Raw genomic sequence first — 19,657 nt, 5'->3', positions numbered from 1 at the left:
ACTTCAATCCGGCTTATTGATAAATCAAACCGGACTAAAATCCGGGATACGTACTTATTTCTTTTCGATCATAGCCAGAATTTCCCGGAGTTCATCCGCCGAAATTTTTTCATTCTGCGCAAAGTAGCTCACCAGGTTTTTATACGAATTATCGAAATAGTCATCGACCACTTTCTTCAGTACGAACCGATTCTGATAAGCCTCTTTGGTAATGATCGGGTAGTATTCATGCGTATTGCCATACGCTTTATGACCGACGTAGCCTTTTTCTTCGAGATTACGGACAATCGTCGAGACGGTATTATAGTGCAGCGGAGGGTTCGTAAACTGAAGAACCATGTCCTTTACGTAGGCCTGTTCCATCTTCCAGAGTACCTGCATCACTTCTTCTTCTTTGGCAGTTAACTTTTCCATAGGACAAACTTAAAACTATTTTTATCGTTTACAAACTATTTTAGTAGTTTTTCAAGGTTTGAAAAGCCAGCCGCCCCGTTGTAGCTTTGTGTATTATTTTGGGTAAGCATGAAACAACTGGGATTGGTCCTCTTGCTGGCGCTGACAATGTTCGGTTGCGATACGAACATTGTTTATAACGACTACACGGATATTGAGGACGGAAAATGGTATATCAAAAACGCGCCGAGCTTCACGTTCGAGATTAAGGATGCTACGGTGCCGTATAATATCTATTATAACCTTCGGAATAGTTTGTCTTATGGGTATTATAACCTATACCTGACGCGCTATTTACGCGACAGTCGTGGGAAGGAACTCGAATCGCGGCTGGATGAATTGTTGTTGATGGATCCCAAAACCGGTAAACCCAATGGCGATGGGCTGGGTGATCTATTCGACCATAAGTTTCTGATGAAGCGTAACTACCACTTTCCCAAAGCCGGTACGTATACGATGCAGATTAAACAATACATGCGCCAGGACCCTCTGCTCAACATTCTTAGCGTAGGTATTACGGTCGAGAAAGCTGGAGTTTCCAAATAAAGGCTGTTATCTTCAGATCAATGCTGTGGTCGTTAATACGTAAAAACCGCTTCTTTTTTTTCCCTTATCTGCTGATTCTGGCTCTGGTTGGTGTATGGCAATTGCTTTACACCCAGGAACAACTGATGCAGTGGGTTAATTTCCGGAATACCCCAGTCGCCGATCTTATTTTCCCCTATATCACCTACCTGGGCGACGGCGTGTTCTACGTCATTATCTGCCTGATCCTGCTGATTTATGATCGCCGGGTGGGTCTTATGGCCCTCGCCAGTTTTGCGCTTTCTTCGCTGACGTCCGAGTTTCTAAAAAGGATTATTTTCTCCAATTCCCCTCGTCCGCTGAAATTCTTTGAGCACTCGCCCTATAAATATCACATCATCGAAGGACTCGACATTCACACGATCAACAGTTTCCCATCGGGCCATACGACCACTGCTTTCGCTATGTTTAGCCTGCTGGCTTTTCTGGATTCTCGCAAAGACCGGGGCGGGCTATTTCTGGCGCTGGCAATCCTGACGGGCTATTCGCGGGTGTATTTATTCCAGCATTTTGTGGAGGACGCTTATGTTGGCTCGCTGATCGGAAGTATCTCGTCCGTTATCGTTTATTTACTTATGCATCGTTGGGTAACAAAGAATAAAAATTTGGGCGGGAATTAGAGTCGGTTTTATCTACCTTTGTTTGCGGCACCGCCGAACCATTGGCCAGGCGGAGCCGTTACCTCAGTAATACTTTATTACTGACTACAACCAACGCGCTTCGACAAACTCTCTCATGAGCGACGCCATCAAACATGAGTGCGGTATCGCCCTGATCCGGCTCCGCAAACCGTACCAATACTACATCGACAAGTACGGGACGGCTCTCTACGGAGCCAACAAGCTTTACCTGCTCATGGAAAAGCAGGTGAACCGCGGCCAGGACGGTGCCGGGATTGCTAACATAAAAATTGACGTTCCTGCCGGCCATCGCTACATCAGTCGCTATCGCTCGGTCGACCAGCGCCCGGTTACGGACATCTTCGAAAAGGTCAATAAAAAATTCCGTAAAGCCCTGAAGGGTAACCGGGAAAAAGCTAAGGATGCAGCCTGGCTTCAGGAAAACATCGCTTTTACGGGGGAAGTCTGGATGGGCCACCTTCGCTACGGGACCCACGGATCGAATGAGATCGAGAACTGCCACCCCATGTTGCGTCAGAGCAACTGGCGCAGCCGAAACCTGGTCGTAGCGGGTAACTTCAATATGACCAACGTGGACGATATGTTCGATAAACTCGTCTCACTAGGGCAGCACCCAAAAGATAAAGTGGATACGGTTACGGTGCTGGAGAAAATCGGTCACTTTCTGGATGAAGAAAATCAGCGCGTATTCGATCGGTTCAAGGGTATCTACGAAAATCCGGACCTGTCGGATATTATCGAGGATAATCTTGATCTGCAACGGGTTCTGCATCGCTCCTGCCGTGACTTCGACGGTGGTTACGCGATGGTAGGCATGACGGGCTATGGAGCCGCTTTTGTCGCCCGCGATCCGGCGGGTATTCGTCCGGCATATTATTACGCCGATGACGAGGTCGTTGTCGTAGCCTCCGAAAAACCGGCCATTAAAACTGCTTTCAATGTCGATTATAGTGCTATTCAGGAAGTAAAACCTGGGCATGCGCTTATTGTCGATAAATACGGTGAGTATGCCGAACAGGAGTTTGTAAAGCCGATTGAAAAGCGCTCGTGTAGTTTTGAGCGGATTTACTTCTCACGGGCGACCGATCCGGATATTTATAACGAGCGTAAGATGCTCGGCAAACTGCTTATTCCGCAGATCCTCAAAGAAATCGATTACGACCTCGAAAATACCGTCTTCTCATATATACCAAATACGGCTGAAACCGCATTTTTTGGTATGGTAGAAGGCCTGGAAGATTACCTGGCCAAGCAGCGAAAGAAAGCCATCATGGATGGTATTCTGTTCGAGGAAGAACTGGACCGGGTGTTGTCTTTCCGACCACGGATCGAAAAGTTGGTGTCTAAAGACGTCAAGCTACGGACGTTCATCACCGACGACACACAGCGCGACGATATGGTTTCGCACGTGTATGATACGACCTTCGAAGTCATCAAGAAAGGCAAAGACAATGTCGTTGTCGTCGATGATTCCATTGTGCGCGGTACGACCCTGGAAAAGAGTATCCTGCGCATGCTGGATCGGTTAGGCCCCAAAAAGATTATTATCGTTTCTTCGGCTCCCCAAATTCGTTTTCCTGACTGCTACGGCATCGACATGTCGAAGTTTAAGGAGTTCATCGGTTTCCGGGCTGCGCTCGAATTATTGCGCGAGCGTGGGCAGGAGAACCTGCTCGATGAGGTATACGCACAATGTGTGGCGGCCATCGAGTCGGGTAATGCAAGCCAGGAGAATTACGTAAAAGCTATTTTCGAGCCATTCTCACACGAAGAGCTATCGGCGAAAGTGGCTCAGATCGTGACGCCCGAAGATTTGAACGCACGGGTGGCTGTTGTTTATCAAACGGTTGAAAATCTGCACCGGGCCTGCCCGAATCATTCGGGCGACTGGTACTTTACGGGCAACTACCCAACACCCGGTGGCAACAAGGTAGTGAATAAAGCTTTTGTCAACTTCATGGAAGGCAAACTCGTCAGAGCGTACTAAAAAAAGCAATCCTGTATGAGGGGAGATGGAATGAGAGGATTTTAACTTCTTTCATCCATCTCCTTTCGTTTTTCTGTTAAATTTGAGAAACCCCGGTAACCTTCCTCCTTTCAATGCGTATTCCCGAAGAAACTGTTGAGCGAATTCGTCAGTCCGCCGATATTGTGGAGGTCATAAACGATTTCGTTTCGCTCAAAAAGCGCGGTAGTAACTACATTGCCTGTTGTCCGTTTCACAACGAGAAAACACCTTCTTTCAACGTCAATCCGAGCCGGCAAATCTATAAATGCTTCGGCTGCGGGAAGGCGGGCGATGCTGTTCGGTTCATAATGGATGTCGAGAACATCGGGTATGGTGAAGCGCTTCGGTATTTGGCCAAAAAATACGGCGTTGAGATTGAAGAGCAGGAGCAGACTCCGGAAGACCTGCTACGCCAGAACGAGCGGGAGAGTCTGCTGATCGTCCTCAATTTCGCTAAAACCTTTTTTCAGGAAACTCTGCTGACTAAGGATGAAGGCAAGAGCATCGGATTGAGTTATTTTCGGGAACGCGGCTTTACCAATCCAACAATTGAAGCGTTTGAGTTAGGCTACACGCTTGACCAGTGGGATGCGCTGCTGCAGGAAGGCCAACGCCGGGGTTATAGCCGCGATCTGCTCGAAAAAGCCGGGCTGATTCTGGTTAAGGAAGGGGAAGGGAGCCGAAAGGTATTCGATCGGTTCAGAGGCCGGGTGATGTTTCCGATTCACAACGTTGCCGGGCGGGTCATTGCCTTCGGGGCGCGGATTCTGAAAACCGATAAAAACCAGCCTAAATATTTAAACTCGCCGGAAACGGCGGTTTATCACAAAAGTCAGGTTCTCTACGGAATCTTTCAGGCTAAGCAGGCGATTCGCCAGGAAGACGTTTGTTTTCTGACTGAAGGCTATACGGATGTCATTTCCCTGCATCAGGCCGGTATAAAAAACGTCGTGGCTTCGTCGGGAACCTCACTGACGACGGAGCAGATCCGGCTTATTGCACGTTTTACGCCCAACGTAACGATTCTTTACGATGGCGATGCGGCTGGTATCAAAGCAGCCCTGCGCGGCCTGGATATGGTGCTTGAAGAGGGCCTCAATCTAAGACTACTACTGTTGCCCAACGGCGAAGACCCCGATAGCTACGTGCACAAAGTTGGTGCCGAAGCCTTTAAGGAATACATAAAAAAACATTCTCAGGATTTCATCGATTTCAAAGCAGGCCAATGGCTAGCTGAAGCGGGCGATGACCCACACAAGCGCGCTGAAGGAATTTCGGATGTTTGTTCGAGCATCACCAAGATTCCGGATCCACTCAAACGGCAAACACTATCTCAGCGGGTTGCGCAGGTTTTTCACGTTAGTGAACAGTCGGTTATCTCGGAAATTAATCGCTTGCTGCGAAAACAGCAGGAGCAAGTCCGAAAAAATGCTGACCGGCCATCACGCTCCAATCAGTTAGGCGGACCAGCGCCAATCGACGGGCCGAAATCAGCGCCGAATGAACCATCGCTGGACGACATAAATTCGCTGCTGGAAGGACTGAGTATAAATACGGGTAATATTGGGCAGGACGTGGTGGATTCGCCGGTAAAATCGGTAGAGCGCCAATCCGTCGTTCGAACACCATTGTCGTATCAGGAAGAAGAGTGTATTCGCTTGCTGATTAACTACGGCGCACGCGAACTGGAACCGGGCATTACGCTTTGCCAGTATATGCTGAGTGAGCTTCACGAAATCGAGTTCCAGACCGCACCTTTTGACTTGATCCTTACTATCTTCAGAGAAGCCTATAGCCGGGGTGATATTCTGACGGCCGGCGATTTCCTGAACCGGCCTGCAGCATCGTCTAATCGGCAGGATGATATCGATATTCAGCATCAGGCTATTCACCTGACTACTCCTCGTTATGAAATCAGCGCTGGCTGGCTCAAGCATGAAATCTTTGTACCGTCGGAGGAAGAGATAGGCATTCTGGCTGATGCCGCTTATCGAAATATCCTGCGGATCAAGAAAATGCTGGCTGAACAGCGAATGGCAGCACTTCAGCAACAACTTCGTGAATCGGCGAATAAATCGCCGGAGGAGGCCGATCAATTGCTCACGGAGTTCATGCACTTTAAGCGTATAGATATTGAGATATCAAGCCTTTTAGGAACTGTTATTTCAGGCTAAATTTGCAGCGTGAACACAAAAAATCCCCAGCCTTACAGACTGGGGATAACCTTTATCATTAGGGAGGGTGAACACTACGCTTGAGCTACTGCTGTGATGCTGATCAGTTCAGCATCGATCTTCCGGTTCAACTCATCCAGCAGACGGGCATGGGAGTGTAGTTGACCAGGTTTGGAAGGTTGCATAGACTGGTCCGACTTTTGGCCCGACATGTCCAGTAGTAGAGTCATAAGAACATCCGTTGAGTGCTGGCGCAATTCCAGCAATCGACGCAGGCGATTCCGAGTGGTAGCCGTTTCCCGACTTCTCGGACTCTGTAATGAATTGATTGCTTTATCAAGCTTAGCATAACGATAATGGAAGGCTTCAGTCGCTTTTGCCCACTTGATAACCAAACTTTGTACCTCTTCGGCTGAGATGTCATAGCCGGACGTTACTACTGATTTTTCCTTTTTCATCACCCTTAGGTTCAAAATACGTTTTTGCGATCGGATAATCAAAGTAGGGGCTGTATGAGACGGAAAACAAACCGATTTGCGTGAAATCACCATTTTCCCGGACGAAATCACCCATAAAGTTTTACTTATTTGAGTGATTTCGTCCGGGAAAATGGTGATTTCATACTTAAAGTATTACTTGAATAGTATTCTTAATTTACATTCATCCCCCGATACGCTTTATTAATCATGAACCAATCATCCCAAGATCAGGAAGTAGCCAAAAAATTTGCGCTTCGGCGACGGGATTTCTCGATCCTGGTTGCTCAATCAGAGTTATTCAATTGTGAAGTACTCAGCCAGCTTCTGAAGGAGCAGGGGTATAATGTAGTAGGCCGCGCTGTCGAGCTGGAAGATACTCTACAGCAAATTAGGGTCAAGCGACCAAAGTGTGTGATCCTCGAATCTGAAATTTCAGGACAGCGTAGTTTTGATATCGTGCAGCAAATGCAGCAGTCCGATCAACAAACTAAATTCATTTTATATACCCGTAATCCTGATTTACGGATGGTTGCCAGCGCCATGCAGATTGGGTTCTTTGGCTTCCTGTATGCTTCCGATGGGCTGGATGAATTGTATCGCTGTTTCCAGACGGTCAGTAACGGTGGCTGCTACTATAGCGACGGATTTATGAAGCTACTGAAAAACTTTGGGGTAGAAGTAATTTCCGATTCGACTCGTGATGAACTGAATCGGCTGACCAAGCGGGAACGGGAAATATTGCGGATGATCGCCAATGGTTATACCGCAACCGATATTGCCGAGATGTTGGCGATCAGCTACCGTACGGCTGTAAATCATAAGACGCATATTGCCAGAAAGCTAAATCTGGACAGTTGCCGTCAATTACCGAAATATGGTATTAATGTAAAAAACTATTTGTGAGAAAGCACTACAGGAGGGGAGTATTGGCGTGTTCCGGGTTGTCGACGTAACGGCCTTGTAGCCATTCCCGGAACTCATGCATTCGGGCACGGGGAACAATAATATTATACTGGTCGGGCGTATTCAGCCGAACGATGTATTTGCCATTTTCCCAATAGGCATAGTTCAGAACAGCCTGGCGGTTGACAATATAATCGCGTTTGATACGGAAGAATTGAGTGGGGTCCAGTTCGGCTTCCAGTTCGTTTAAGGTCTTAGCCACCAGGTAACGTCCTTTGACCAGCTCGGCGTAATAAAAACGGTCTTCTATGGTAAAGTAATACGCGTCATTGACCGGAAAATCCAGTTCGCCCAGGTTATTCTTTCCTTTGAGATAGGACAGGTAAGGCGAAGGGGTGGTTGGTTTCGGTGTGAAAGTAGCGTATAAAGCCAAAGCTTCCTGGGAGGCTCTGGCTGCTTCAGCTTCGGCAAGCTCCTGGGCTTCCCGGCGCTGTTTCATATAATCGGTGAGCAGTGAAACATTAAGGGCTATATACCCAATAAGCAGCACGGGAAGCAGGTATATGAAATACATCTTCCAGGAATAGGTATCGCCAATATAGGTGTGCTGATACTTAGCAAAAGAATAATCGGAATATTTCTCCGAAAGTAGAAAACGAACCGATTGGGTAACGGGATCGAAAAGCCAGAACGAAAGGGCTAAAATGGGTAGAAATTTCAGCTCGTATCGGCCAATTGACCGCCAGTCGTTTTTAACCGCTTTGAGTTTAAGCCAGTTGTGCCAGCAGTTAATTAAAAAAATAATGATAACCAGGGTAAATAGTTCAGGAATCAGCATCGTCCGAACCACTTTACCTATATAGTTAAGTAGCCCACCCTGATCATGAAGATAGGTTAGTTTGGTCTGAAACGCAAGTGTCCACGATACGGCTTCCAGGAGCAGGTAGATGCTCAGCAGTATAAATACGCTGTTCATCGGATTGCGCAAAAAGCCTCTGGTAAGACGAATTTCTTTCATTCTCGACGCTTCGATCAAATGAGGAACTAAGATAGTGGTAATATTTGACTAAATCCAACCAATTGATTATGACTTTTTCCTGATTGAGGCCCCTTTGTACGGCTTGTACCTTTGTATTGATCAAACGGCGTACTAACACGCCACTACAAACAACTACAAACCGTAAAACAAAAACGAATCATGGAAAAGAAATTCGCCTTCCAACCTGCTAAATCTATCAAAAACATCAAGACTTTAGTAGCTAAACATGAGTCTAATACAAGACTAACCATGGCAAAACTGGCTGAGTGCTGTGAAGCAGGTCCAGTTATTGACCGCGCTGTGGCTGTATTCTCACTTTAAAATAACGTTACACCATGCTGACCACACAGCAACTCTACAAACAGGAGTTAGCGCGCTGTCGCGAACACTTTGAGCGGGTAGATTTACCTAAAGAACAAGGGTATCTAATGAAGTTTACTACCTTCTCCGCTAACGTTGAAAATCTGCTGCCTTCGATTCCACGACAGCAGCACGAGACGCTCTTTCGTGAGCTATTGTTGCAGCAGATTTTCACCAATTTCGATCAACAATGCTTAACGGCAGGCGATCTAGTAAAGTTGCGTGGTATACGCAGTGGCTTTAACAAGGACGACGGTCCTAAGATCTATTGTACTTACCACATGGGATCATACCGGTTGCTGACCAGTATTCTCTTCCGACGGGGCATTGACTGTGTTTTGCTGGTGGGTAGTAATATGAATCGCTCTCAGGGCGATAGTATGACCGAACATATTGAAGGATTACGCCAAAAACACGGCCTGACCAATGTGTTTCGGGTAGTTGAAGCCAATAGCCCTTCTGCCGGGCTTACGGTGCTGCGGGAATTAAAAGCGGGGCGCTCTCTGATTGTGTATGTCGATGGGAGCCCTGAAACGACTCCTGAAGCGGGTGAAGAACAGCAGTTTCTATCCGTACGCTTTGGGCAACGACACGTCTTAACACGCAAAGGTGTCGGTTACCTGTCACACGCGGCTAATGTGCCGATTGTGCCTGTGGTAAGTTACCGACAGCGTGATACGACGAATGTACTACACTGTCTTAGCCCTATTCGCCCCATTCTGCGAAGCGACCGGGAGATGTATTGTCAGGAAGTAATGCAGCAGCTTTACGATGCCTTCTGGCCCTATTTAACGAAGTATCCGGAACAGTGGGAAGGATGGAATTATATTCACTCCTTTCTGGAGCCTGAAGCTCCAACTACCAGTCTCTTTGGAAGACTTCCCCGGCGGCTGGCCTTCAACGAAGATCGGTACACGCTCTGCGACCTCGAACAGGCACCAATTCTGTTCGATCGGCGGCTCTACCAGACCTACGAAATCACCGAGGATCTGCGTGACCTGCTCCTAAACCTGAGTGAAGTTGATTCCGTAGAGGAAATTGTAGGTAAGGAAATGTTTAGTGAGCTGGTCGAAATGGAGGTATTATGCTGACCAGCCTGTCTGTGAAAGTCGGGTAAACAGCGTGGCCGCATCAACTTGATGCGGCCACGCTGTTTACCCGATATGTAGTAAATTTTTACTATATACTTATGAACTCGTGTTAACTTCAATTTCTTCGCCTGACTTATGGAAAAACTTAAAGTTAACCATTCCTAACGAACTGTCCTTGACAAGTTTAACCCAGGTGTTATATTTTAGAAACCACTGCATTTGTTTCGAAAAAAGCCCCTTGGTGTAGTAAGCGTATAGAAACGGATTCATCGCGATCGAAACGCCCCGTTCGTTCTGCTTGGTCAGAATATAATCGAGATTGTTCTCGATGATGTCTGTTACCAATACGCTGGCCTGAATGGTCCCGGTACCACCGCAGGTTGGGCATACTTCACGCGTAACAATGTTCATCTCCGGCCGAACACGCTGGCGGGTAATCTGCATCAGCCCAAACTTGGTCAGTGGCAGAATGGTAAATTTAGAGCGTTCGGGTTTCATTTCATCACGCATGATGTCCTGCAAGAGTTTTTTATTCTCTGCTTTTTTCATGTCGATGAAATCCACGACTATAATTCCGCCCATATCGCGTAATCGAAGCTGGCGGGCAATCTCTTTAGCCGCTTCCCGGTTGACGCTTATAGCCGTGGCCTCCTGATCTTCTTCCGAATTCGACTTGTTGCCGCTATTGACATCAATAACGTGTAACGCTTCGGTATGCTCGATGATCAGATACCCACCACCTGGTAAACTTACCGATCGGCCAAATAACGATTTAAGCTGCTTTTCTAAACCTAAGGCTTCGAAAACCTTCGTTTTACCGGAATACAGCTTAACAATCTTTTCCTTCTCGGGCGCAATAGTATGAATATAGTTCCGGATTTCATCAAAAGACTCCTTGGTATCGACAGTAATACTCTCAAAAGACTCATTGAGCATATCACGCAAAATAGATGAAGCCCGGTTCATTTCGCCCAATACCCGATCGCGCGGTTTGGCCTCCGACAGGTTTTTAATCGCCAGTTCCCATTTGGCCAGTGAATTCTGCAAATCACGGTCGAGTTCTTCAACGTCTTTATCCTGCGCGACGGTCCGCACGATAACCCCGAAATTTTGCGGCTTCAGCGACGACATAAGCCGGATCAGCCGCGACCGTTCGGCCCGGTCCGTAATTTTTTTGGAAAGGTTGACACCATCCGAAAATGGCACAAGGACTAAATAGCGACCCGCAATAGAGATGTCGCAGGAAAGGCGTGGCCCTTTGGTCGAGATGGGCTCTTTGACCACCTGAACCAGAATAGGGGCATTTTTCGTCAGGACCTTATCGATCTTTCCAATTTTTTCGATTGCCGGCTCCAGTTGCATCGAACTGAGCCGCCCGGTCGTAACGCGCTTGGCGACTACATCTTTAACCAGTTTATTGAGCGAATTGATATTCGGCCCCAAGTCCTGGTAGTGCAAAAATCCATCTTTTTCATGCCCAACATCTACAAATGCTGCATTAAGGCCTGTCGAGAGTTTTTTGACTGTTCCTAAGTAAAGATCGCCAACCGTGAAGCTGCTGTCTAACTCTTCTTCGTGATACTCCAGCAATCTCTTGTTGTGCAAGAGCGCGATCCGATCACCTTTCTGAGTCGAACTGATAACTAATTCATTACTCACAAGATGAATGTACGGTTAAGAATGGCTGTATAAAAAGAAAAAAGCCACGTTCGGGCTTTACAGACCGGCACGGGGCTTAGGAAACCAGTAGGCGCAGGTGAGCAGTCAACAGCTGGCAGTCATCAGTGCAAAAGACCAACTGTCAACTGCCCAGTGCTTACTATTTCTTTTTGTGCCGATTCTTTCTGAGCCGTTTCTTCCGTTTGTGGGTGGCAATCTTGTGCCGTTTCCGTTTTTTACCGCAAGGCATAGTTCAATATTGTTTTATAAGTAAATACTTGTCGGCCGACCAACCGGTCAAAGCCCTTAAAATCAATGTATAATGAAAAATGTAGAATGAGGAATGAAAGCTGCCTGCAGCGTACGATTCATTGCCCATTTTACATTATACATTCGTCACTTGAGCCGCTCTTCGTATTCACGAACGGCAGCCAGAATCTGCGGATCCTTCTCCTGCTTCTTCACCTGAGCCAGCACCTGTTTGGCTTCCGCCTTCTGGCCCGCTTCCGCCAGGCAAATTCCCAAATAGAACTGAGCCTTTCGGCTGGCTGGATTGGTCACCAGAATCTGCCGGAACCGCTCGATTGCCCGCTCGTACTGGTTCGACCGCATAGACAGCAAACCTAAATTGAACAAAGCCAGTTCATTCGTTGGGTCCTGTTGCAGCACTGCCCGAAGCATCATAATTCCCTGCATCGGTGTGTCGGTATTGACGTAAGTCATGGCCATATTGGCCTTAGCCGACAGTAGGTTCGGATTCTTAGCGAGCGCCTGCTGATAAAATTCGCGCGTCTTCTCACCCAACATGGCTGTCTTCTTCGTGTCGACAGCGAAGGTATACGCTTCGAAGTATTGATCCCCGGCCCGCAGTAAATTAGGCTCGGTTGGCTGAGCTACTGCCAGTTTGCCCGCGTAGTAGGCAGCACTGTCGTAGCGGGTAAGCTCCCGAAAAAAGGTGATCAATTTCTCGCCAACGGCTTCTTTCTGCGACGTATTGGCTGCTGCGAAGTCCGCTTCCAGAGTTATGGCTTTTTTCTGCTGATCGGCCGACATTGGTTTTTCATGCAGAGCGGCAGCCTCAGGCCCCGTTGCAGCAGCTGCACTATTACGAGAATCGGTAGCCGCGGGCGTTTGCGAAGTACGACCGCTTAGTTGTTTGTTTTCATTACGCACGACACCTTTGGGTAGAGTATATAAACCCACCGTCAAGGCAGCCGCCACAAGTACAACAAACAGCACGGATTTATTCATAATGAATGATCGTCACAATGCAAACGCCCGGACTGGGCCGATAAAACAGCATGTGGCCATGTTCAGAGGCAACTAAATTACTCAGCCGCTACTTTAGCTTTGTCGCTGGTTTTCACCTGCTCAACAAACACCTTGGCGGGTTTGAAACTCGGAATAAAATGCTCGTCGATTACCATAGCGGTGTTTTTCGAGATGTTCCGGGCTACTTTCTTAGCTCTTTTCTTGTTAATGAAGCTGCCGAACCCTCTCACGTAAATGTTCTCTCCCTCGGCAAGCGAGTCTTTAACGACTGAAAAGAATGTTTCCAGTGTGTTTGTTACTTCTGCCTTGTCAATTCCGGTCTTATCGGAGATCTCGGCAATTACATCTGCTTTTGTCACGACTTCTTAAACTTTAACGTTTACTATGTTGTTGAAAATTGGGGCCTTAAAAATGGGAGCACAAAGGTAGGGGTTTCCCATAAACTTTAAAACCCTCTGCTTCCGTTTTTACTGGTAACGATGTTTTTTTTTATTTTATTTTGAATTGGCAATCAGACATTAAGCCCATCGAAGCCACGTTCGCTCCCGTCCTGGAACGGTGGTACGAACATCACAAACGGGATTTGCCCTGGCGACACACGCGCGATCCATATTCAATCTGGTTATCGGAAATAATTCTTCAGCAGACCCGCGTTGCACAGGGAAAACCATATTATGAGCGCTTCCTGGCAGCTTACCCAACCGTAGGTGATATGGCCCGTGCCGACGAGCGCGAACTGCTTCGTCTTTGGCAGGGATTGGGTTATTACTCCCGGGCACGAAACCTGCACCAAACGGCTCGTTATGTAACCGATAGCCTGGGTGGTAAGTTCCCTGGTAGCTATCAGGAGTTGCTGAAAATGAAGGGAGTAGGGGCTTACACAGCGGCTGCTATTGCCTCGTTTGCATTCGGCGAGCGAGTGCCGGTCGTGGACGGAAACGTGTACCGGGTTCTAGCCAGGGTATTCGGCATTGCAGAAGACATCACCACTACTACCGCGAAGAAGACCTTCGCGGCTCTGGCCACCAGACTGATTCAGGCAGCCGATGATCCGGCTACATACAATCAGGCTATTATGGAGTTTGGTGCTATTCAGTGTACGCCAGTCGCGCCCGACTGTCTGCTCTGCCCACTTCAGCAGCAATGTGTCGCTTATCTGACCGGACAGCAGCACCGTTTGCCCGTAAAAGCTAAAAAAGCACCTGTACGGGAGCGGTTCTTTACCTACCTTGTTTTTCGAAATAATGGGAAGTTAGCAATTCGGGAACGGACGGCGCGGGATATCTGGCAAAACCTGCATGATTTTTACCTGATTGAAACCGACGAGCCGAAGACCGAATTACGCGATCTGGTCATGCCCAAACCTCTTCAGGAGTGCGTATCACACGGAGTATTGGCGGCTCCTCCCATGGAGTCGATACAACTCCTGTCGCATCAGCGAATTCGGGCGAAATTTTATTTGATCGATCTGCCCGATTCGGCCCGGAATGGCTTGCCTACCGACTTACACTGGTATTCGGCTGACGAAGTAAACCACTTGCCGAAGCCCGTTCTGATCACAAACTATTTGGAAAAGCTGTTTGGATAAGACGTTAAATTTCAGTATCTTTATTCTTCTTAAATACGCTTACATTTTCATACGTAACCAACAAAACAACAAGTATGGCAAGTCTTAACAAGATGACCATCATCGGTAATTTGGGTGCCGATCCTGAAGTGCGATATCTGGATGGGGGTGCCGTTGTCGCTACCTTCAATGTGGCGACTACCGAGAAATATACCAACCGAAATGGTGAGAAAGTAGAACAAACCGAGTGGTTTCGGGTGGAATTGTGGAATGAGCAGGCTAAAGTGGCTGAGAAATATTTAAAGAAAGGTAATTCCGTTTATGTCGAAGGTCGGCTACGGACGGAATTATGGACCGATAAAGAAGGAAAAGAACGGACCTCTTTGCGGGTTCGGGCCACAACCATGCAATTGCTGGGTAGCCCCAACGGTGACCGTCAGGAAGAAGGTTATTACGAAGCACCTCGTCAGCAGGCAGCTCCGGCCCCTCAATCAGCGCCCGTCGAACGGCCCCGTCAGCAGGCGGCACCCGTCGCTCAGGCGGCTCCGGCGCCAGCCAGTCGTCGTCGGGAGCCCGATCCGGTACCTTTCGAGAGCAACAGTGGCGACGACGATCTGCCGTTCTGACCCACAAAACGGCTCTATTGTTGAACGAGATATAATTTACATGGACCCTAGTGATCCGCTGCCTAGACAGGTGCTCCCGGCCATACATGGCTGGGGCACCTATTTTGATTTATACGGGCCTTACCTGGCTCTGATTCTGTTGCTGCTTGCGCTGGCTGGCTTGGTGTCGGCCTCCGAAGCGGCATTCTTCTCCCTTTCTCCTGACGACCGGGCGCAGTGCCGCGAGAGTAGCCAGGCCGATAAACAACGGATTGCTTCACTTTTGGAACGGCCGAAACGCCTGCTGGCGTCGTTAGTCATCTTTAATAACTTACTGAACATCGCGATCGTTGTAATCGTAACGTATCTGACCTGGCGGTTCTCCCAGTCTTCGGCCGGGTTCGGCTGGGTATTGTCGGGCGTAACGCTGGCTGTTACCGTCGCTATTGTGCTATTTGGCGAGATCATTCCTAAAGTTTATGCGAGTCAGAACAACATGACCGTGGCCCGAAAAACGGCCGCGCTGGCTCAGCTCGGGCTAATCGTATTTCGCCCGCTGGCCATGTTGCTGGTCAGTCTGAGCAATCAGGTCGATCGGCGCATCGAACGACGGGGTTATAAACTCTCCGTCGAGGAATTGAGCCAGGCTGTCGATCTGACTGGTGGGGGGGCAACGGTCGAAGAAAAAGAAATTCTCAAAGGTATTGTCAACTTCAGCAACCTGACCGCTCGCCAGGTCATGCGCACCCGGCTCGACATTTCGGCCGTGGCCGATGACTTGCTGTTCAGCGAACTGATGACCCAGATCAACACGTCGGGCTATTCTCGGGTGCCGGTATACCGGGAGTCGCTCGATCAGGTCGAAGGAATACTGTATATCAAGGATTTGTTGCCGCATATCCACGAAGACGATTCGTTTCGCTGGCAATCGCTCCTGCGTCCTGTCTTCTTCATTCCCGAGAATAAAAAAGTAGACGATTTACTGCAGGATTTTCAGAAGCGTCGCGTGCATATGGCCATCGTGGTCGACGAATATGGCGGAACCCGCGGTCTGGTGACGCTGGAAGATATCATCGAAGAAATTTTCGGGGAAATCAACGACGAGTTCGATGACGAAACGCCCGTAGGCTACCGGCGCGAAGATGAACAAACCGTTGTATTTGAAGGAAAAACTTTATTGACCGACGTATGCCGGGTATTGAACATTGATCCAACCACGTTCGAATTGGCACAGGGTGACAGCGAATCGCTGGGTGGGCTATTGCTGGAATTATTCACACGGTTACCCCAGGCTGGCGATCAGACGAGTTATGCAGGGTTTTTGTTTGAGGTTTTATCGGCCGACGATAAGCGGATTCATGAAGTCCGCGTTAAAAAAATAGATCGGGTAGAGGAACCGCAAAATAAATCGGCCTGATCAATCGCTTATACTACGTGCAGATGAGTTTAATCAGCTGCATACAGATAAATAATTTTGGTATTTTTAGCCCGAAACTTTACCGTGAAAGTCTATGAATAGTTTACTCAGTAAATTGAAGTCTGTTGCCAAACGGACGCTCGCCCCTGAAAAACCTGTCACCGAGTTTGATTATTCTACGCTCCCCTGGATTGATAAAAAAGAGGCTGATATTCCGGCTTTCGTCAGACAGTTTCCGGCTGCTAAAGAATTGCCCTACGATCTGGAGGAAAAAATGCTTTTCTGGAAAGAAAATGGCTATGTTATTCTAAATCAGGCTATCCAGACGACATGGCTCGATCAGCTCTGGAGCGAAGTCGAAGAACTGATCGAACACCACGAGAAATACAAGACCCTGGTCCGAATCGATCTGCCTGAATATAAAGACAAACCGGTTCAGCCCGTGAGCGACGTGCCTATATCCGTATTGGACGGACCTTATATCAAGTTCATGGACTTTCACGATAATTCGGTGATCGGCAAAAAAATCATGCTGCACAAGAACATCGTCACTTTCCTGAATGCCGTATTCGGCGATAAGGTGATTGGCATGCAGAGCCTGCTGTTTAAGTATGGCAGTCAGCAGGCTACCCACCAGGATTTTGCTTATGTAGTATCCGAAATACCGAGTCACCTGGCCGCGGCCTGGATTGCCCTCGAAGATGTACATATCGACTCAGGGCCGCTTTTTTATTATCCGGGTTCGCACAACGTCGATAAATTTAATTTTGGTAACGGTATTTTCTTCAATGGCCAGTCGAAACTAAACCCGAACGATTTTGCCAAATACCTCGATGCATCCTGTGAGAAAGCCGGTTTAGAGAAGAAAACCCTGCTCATTAAAAAAGGGGATGTGTTGTTATGGCACGCGGCTTTGGCACACGGGGGCGACGAAATTCGTAATCCGGCTCTGACGCGCAAATCGTTTGTGTGTCATTACTCATCGAATAAAGCCTATGGACACCACCGCCAGAATCCGACCATCGAGCCTATTCGGCGGACTATTAACGGTGCCGACGTATTCGTGAACCCGAATATGCCGGATCAGGAAGATATTTTCGCAGCAGGGAAGACGATGTAGTATGTAAACGCTATTCAGAATTTAACGATACCTGTTAGCAAAAGCGCGCTGATCTTTAGCTAAAGCGGAAAGTTTAATCAAGTGCTGATTTGGCGATAGGCTTTATCGCTGGATCAGCACTTGTTTGCTAAAATAGGTATCTCCATTCCGGAGTTGAAGTCTGTATAAACCTGTGGCTAGGCCGGGCGCCAGCGAAAAGTGGGTCGGTTGATTGGCCAGCGCTGAAATCTGCTGCTGCGAAACGATTTGCCCGTTTAAGTTGAGGAGCGTCAGCATCCAGGAACCGTTGCGGGGCAGGTTTACGGTTAAATTGGTTCCGTCGCTCGGATTCGGAAAAATGATGGGTTGCGGCACTGGTTCGTTATTGGTGGCCAGCACGATGTTTTTACTGAATAGAGTAAGCCCATTGGGTTGCTCCAGACGGATGCGGTACCTGTTTTCATCTACATTTTGTACAGAATCCGCAAAAGAATAAATATGGCTTAGAGCACCGTCGGCGTTGGCACTAACTTTGCCAATCGTCTCATATTGGCCCGATGCCTCTTTGCGCTCTATGTAAAATTGGCTGCCAGCGGGTTCCTGAGCGGTCAGCCAGTGAATTAGGGTATTGTCTTCCCCCGGCTCGACCTGAACATCGAGAAATGGGTTGAGTGGACGGCCCATCGCAACCACCTGGAAAGTTAGCGAAGATGATCCCGCCAGAATAGGGTCTGTAGCAATGACCCGCAGGCTGTACTGGCCGTTGCTAAGCGTATCGGGTAGGGTAGCCTGAATGGACCCATCGCTTTTGCCACGACCGATCTCGGCCACAAACCACCCTTTTCCGTTCAGCAATTGTACCGCTACAGTGGGCGTACCTGCGAAACCGAGGGTTTCATACGGAATATTGAGGGTGCTTCCGGCCGGTATTTCCGAAGGAATCAAACCGGTTCGAATAAACTGCTTCGGCTGGTGCGGTTTCGATTGAGCAAAAAACTGATCCGTTAAGTTGGTGTTCCAGGCTGCGGCAAACTGCGAAATACCCTGAACCCCGTTGGGAATATTTTCGAAATGGCCGTGCGATTGCCGGGGCGATTGAATCGGGTCGGTATCGGGTCCCTGCCATACGTTATTGTTAGGCGTTTGCGCCAGTAAATTTTGCGCCTGGATGATATCGGCACTCGGTGTGGGTCCCGCGGGGGTGATCGAGCAACGCGCAACGACCCAGGTCATATTGCGCCCGAAATCGATGCGGCTCTGATCGATCAGAAACTGAATATCGTTCCGGTAGGTCTCCGTGGTGGTATGGAGCGGTACTGCGTCCGATTCACCATGATGCCACAGGACAGCCCGAATACCAAACTGGCTATTATAGTACTGCAGGGTATTGCGCAGGTTGGTATAGGGTTGCAGAAACGGCCAGATGGTGCTGTTGAATATATTTTTAGCTGGAATTCCGCTGGCAGAATTACTCCAGTTCTCGGCTACGGTTGCGGGAATCGCCACATTGAAGTAAGCAACGGGTACGCCATATCGGTCTGCTAGATAGTCGCCCAGTTCACCCCAGCACCAGGCCGTTTCGCCCGTCGGGAAAACCTGACTGGTGGCAGTCATGGTCGAAAAACTGGGGGTTGGAAAGGGTTTATCTGAAGACTCCAGTGCATCGTTTTTGTTCCAGAAACGATTCCAGGCATTGAAGGCCACGACCCGTTCAGAAGCTCCTTTTGCCCCCAGACTGGGCAAGCCCATGGCGTTCGATTGCCCTGCCACAACAAAAACTTCGCCGACACCGACCGATGCCACGAAGGCGTTGCTTACTATTTTTTCGTCGCGTACACCGCGAACTTCCAGTCGAAAACTGCCCGAGGGCGCGGTCAGGCTCCCCTGAAAAAGCCCATGCTGGGGTTTGTCCTGCAACAATGTCCAGTCTACATAAAGTCGGTTGGCAATGGAAGTCGGCACCAGCCGGGCTTCGATTCGATCGACGGGAATAGAAAATGTACCAGCAATGTAAAGAGGAGCGGTGTTGGTCTGACTACGTTGCACTACCATGCGCGAAAACGGGTACGTTATCGTCAGTTGGGCTACGGCAGACAGGAAGCTAAAAAGACAAAAAGAAAAAAAGAGTAGAGTTCTCCCGAAGAGCGTCATGGGTAGAATTAGTGATCAGCTAATCCTACAAAAATACGTAATTAATTCAAACAGAAGATGTTCGAACGTGGATGCCTGAAATTTTAATGGCGAGATTTTATTTATCGGAAGTGAGACCCCAAAATCGATGCCAGAGCTTGGTCAGGACGTTGAA

Annotated in this window: 18 protein-coding genes; 11 read left to right on the top strand and 7 right to left on the bottom strand. The window is 48.4% G+C overall.

Going from position 1 to position 19,657, the window contains the following annotated elements; all coding sequences use genetic code 11:
• Positions 1-54: 54 nt before the first annotated feature.
• Positions 55-414, bottom strand: coding sequence for a BlaI/MecI/CopY family transcriptional regulator (locus tag ACYVC2_RS31530; RefSeq protein WP_461109546.1), 360 nt, complete (start codon positions 412-414; stop codon positions 55-57).
• A 108-nt stretch (positions 415-522) separates the two neighbouring features.
• On the opposite strand from ACYVC2_RS31530, the gene ACYVC2_RS31525 reads away from it, so the two are divergent.
• The 4 genes from ACYVC2_RS31525 (at position 523) to dnaG (ending at position 5,861) form a co-directional block, all read left to right on the top strand.
• Positions 523-999: a gliding motility lipoprotein GldH gene (locus ACYVC2_RS31525; protein WP_461109544.1), complete on the top strand. Its 477-nt coding sequence runs from the start codon at positions 523-525 to the stop codon at positions 997-999.
• A 20-nt stretch (positions 1,000-1,019) separates the two neighbouring features.
• Complete coding sequence (locus ACYVC2_RS31520) at positions 1,020-1,658, top strand: phosphatase PAP2 family protein (RefSeq protein WP_461109542.1); 639 nt, start codon at positions 1,020-1,022, stop codon at positions 1,656-1,658.
• A gap of 115 nt (positions 1,659-1,773) precedes the next feature.
• Positions 1,774-3,666 (top strand): amidophosphoribosyltransferase, encoded by a 1,893-nt coding sequence (locus ACYVC2_RS31515; RefSeq protein WP_461109540.1) that lies wholly within the window; start codon positions 1,774-1,776, stop codon positions 3,664-3,666.
• Positions 3,667-3,779: 113 nt separating this feature from the next.
• Positions 3,780-5,861: a DNA primase gene (gene dnaG, locus ACYVC2_RS31510; protein WP_461109538.1), complete on the top strand. Its 2,082-nt coding sequence runs from the start codon at positions 3,780-3,782 to the stop codon at positions 5,859-5,861.
• A gap of 74 nt (positions 5,862-5,935) precedes the next feature.
• Here dnaG and ACYVC2_RS31505 read toward each other — a convergent pair whose 3' ends face one another.
• Positions 5,936-6,319, bottom strand: coding sequence for a hypothetical protein (locus ACYVC2_RS31505; protein WP_461109536.1), 384 nt, complete (start codon positions 6,317-6,319; stop codon positions 5,936-5,938).
• 228 nt (positions 6,320-6,547) lie between these two features.
• On the opposite strand from ACYVC2_RS31505, the gene ACYVC2_RS31500 reads away from it, so the two are divergent.
• Positions 6,548-7,243 carry a response regulator transcription factor gene (locus ACYVC2_RS31500; protein ID WP_461109534.1) on the top strand — a complete coding sequence of 232 codons (696 nt, stop codon included), beginning with the start codon at positions 6,548-6,550 and terminating at the stop codon, positions 7,241-7,243.
• A gap of 7 nt (positions 7,244-7,250) precedes the next feature.
• On the opposite strand, the gene ACYVC2_RS31495 is transcribed toward ACYVC2_RS31500, so the two are convergent.
• Entirely contained in the window at positions 7,251-8,261 is a 1,011-nt protein-coding gene (locus tag ACYVC2_RS31495) for a LytTR family DNA-binding domain-containing protein (protein WP_461109532.1), read from the bottom strand.
• A 180-nt stretch (positions 8,262-8,441) separates the two neighbouring features.
• Between ACYVC2_RS31495 and ACYVC2_RS31490 the strand changes: the two genes are divergently transcribed.
• Both ACYVC2_RS31490 and ACYVC2_RS31485 read left to right on the top strand, forming a co-directional pair.
• Positions 8,442-8,603, top strand: a complete 162-nt coding sequence (locus tag ACYVC2_RS31490; RefSeq protein WP_461109530.1) for a hypothetical protein — start codon at positions 8,442-8,444, stop codon at positions 8,601-8,603.
• A 14-nt stretch (positions 8,604-8,617) separates the two neighbouring features.
• Positions 8,618-9,733 carry a lysophospholipid acyltransferase family protein gene (locus ACYVC2_RS31485; protein WP_461109528.1) on the top strand — a complete coding sequence of 372 codons (1,116 nt, stop codon included), beginning with the start codon at positions 8,618-8,620 and terminating at the stop codon, positions 9,731-9,733.
• Between the two features lie 96 nt (positions 9,734-9,829).
• Here the strand turns inward: ACYVC2_RS31485 and ACYVC2_RS31480 are convergent, their stop codons facing one another.
• The 3 genes from ACYVC2_RS31480 to ACYVC2_RS31470 all read right to left on the bottom strand — a co-directional run bounded on the left by ACYVC2_RS31480 (position 9,830) and on the right by ACYVC2_RS31470 (position 13,023).
• Positions 9,830-11,392, bottom strand: coding sequence for an Rne/Rng family ribonuclease (locus tag ACYVC2_RS31480; protein ID WP_461109526.1), 1,563 nt, complete (start codon positions 11,390-11,392; stop codon positions 9,830-9,832).
• A 396-nt stretch (positions 11,393-11,788) separates the two neighbouring features.
• Positions 11,789-12,643 carry a tetratricopeptide repeat protein gene (locus ACYVC2_RS31475; RefSeq protein WP_461109524.1) on the bottom strand — a complete coding sequence of 285 codons (855 nt, stop codon included), beginning with the start codon at positions 12,641-12,643 and terminating at the stop codon, positions 11,789-11,791.
• A gap of 77 nt (positions 12,644-12,720) precedes the next feature.
• Entirely contained in the window at positions 12,721-13,023 is a 303-nt protein-coding gene (locus ACYVC2_RS31470; RefSeq protein ID WP_012930434.1) for an HU family DNA-binding protein, read from the bottom strand.
• Between the two features lie 140 nt (positions 13,024-13,163).
• On the opposite strand from ACYVC2_RS31470, the gene mutY reads away from it, so the two are divergent.
• From mutY to ACYVC2_RS31450, 4 genes are all read left to right on the top strand, one after another.
• Positions 13,164-14,252 carry an A/G-specific adenine glycosylase gene (mutY, locus tag ACYVC2_RS31465; RefSeq protein ID WP_461109521.1) on the top strand — a complete coding sequence of 363 codons (1,089 nt, stop codon included), beginning with the start codon at positions 13,164-13,166 and terminating at the stop codon, positions 14,250-14,252.
• Between the two features lie 74 nt (positions 14,253-14,326).
• Positions 14,327-14,857, top strand: a complete 531-nt coding sequence (locus tag ACYVC2_RS31460) for a single-stranded DNA-binding protein (RefSeq protein ID WP_461109519.1) — start codon at positions 14,327-14,329, stop codon at positions 14,855-14,857.
• Between the two features lie 40 nt (positions 14,858-14,897).
• Entirely contained in the window at positions 14,898-16,253 is a 1,356-nt protein-coding gene (gldE, locus tag ACYVC2_RS31455) for a gliding motility-associated protein GldE (protein WP_461109517.1), read from the top strand.
• A 94-nt stretch (positions 16,254-16,347) separates the two neighbouring features.
• The gene (locus ACYVC2_RS31450) at positions 16,348-17,373 is read left to right on the top strand and encodes a phytanoyl-CoA dioxygenase family protein (RefSeq protein WP_461109515.1); all 1,026 of its coding nucleotides are present in this window, start codon (positions 16,348-16,350) and stop codon (positions 17,371-17,373) included.
• Positions 17,374-17,475: 102 nt separating this feature from the next.
• Here ACYVC2_RS31450 and ACYVC2_RS31445 read toward each other — a convergent pair whose 3' ends face one another.
• Positions 17,476-19,404: a T9SS type A sorting domain-containing protein gene (locus tag ACYVC2_RS31445; RefSeq protein WP_461109513.1), complete on the bottom strand. Its 1,929-nt coding sequence runs from the start codon at positions 19,402-19,404 to the stop codon at positions 17,476-17,478.
• Positions 19,405-19,657 lie beyond the last annotated feature (253 nt).

It is taken from the genome of Spirosoma koreense (assembly GCF_054777875.1).
Note: the sequence above shows the minus strand (reverse complement) of the source record. Positions and strands in the feature narration are given on the sequence as shown.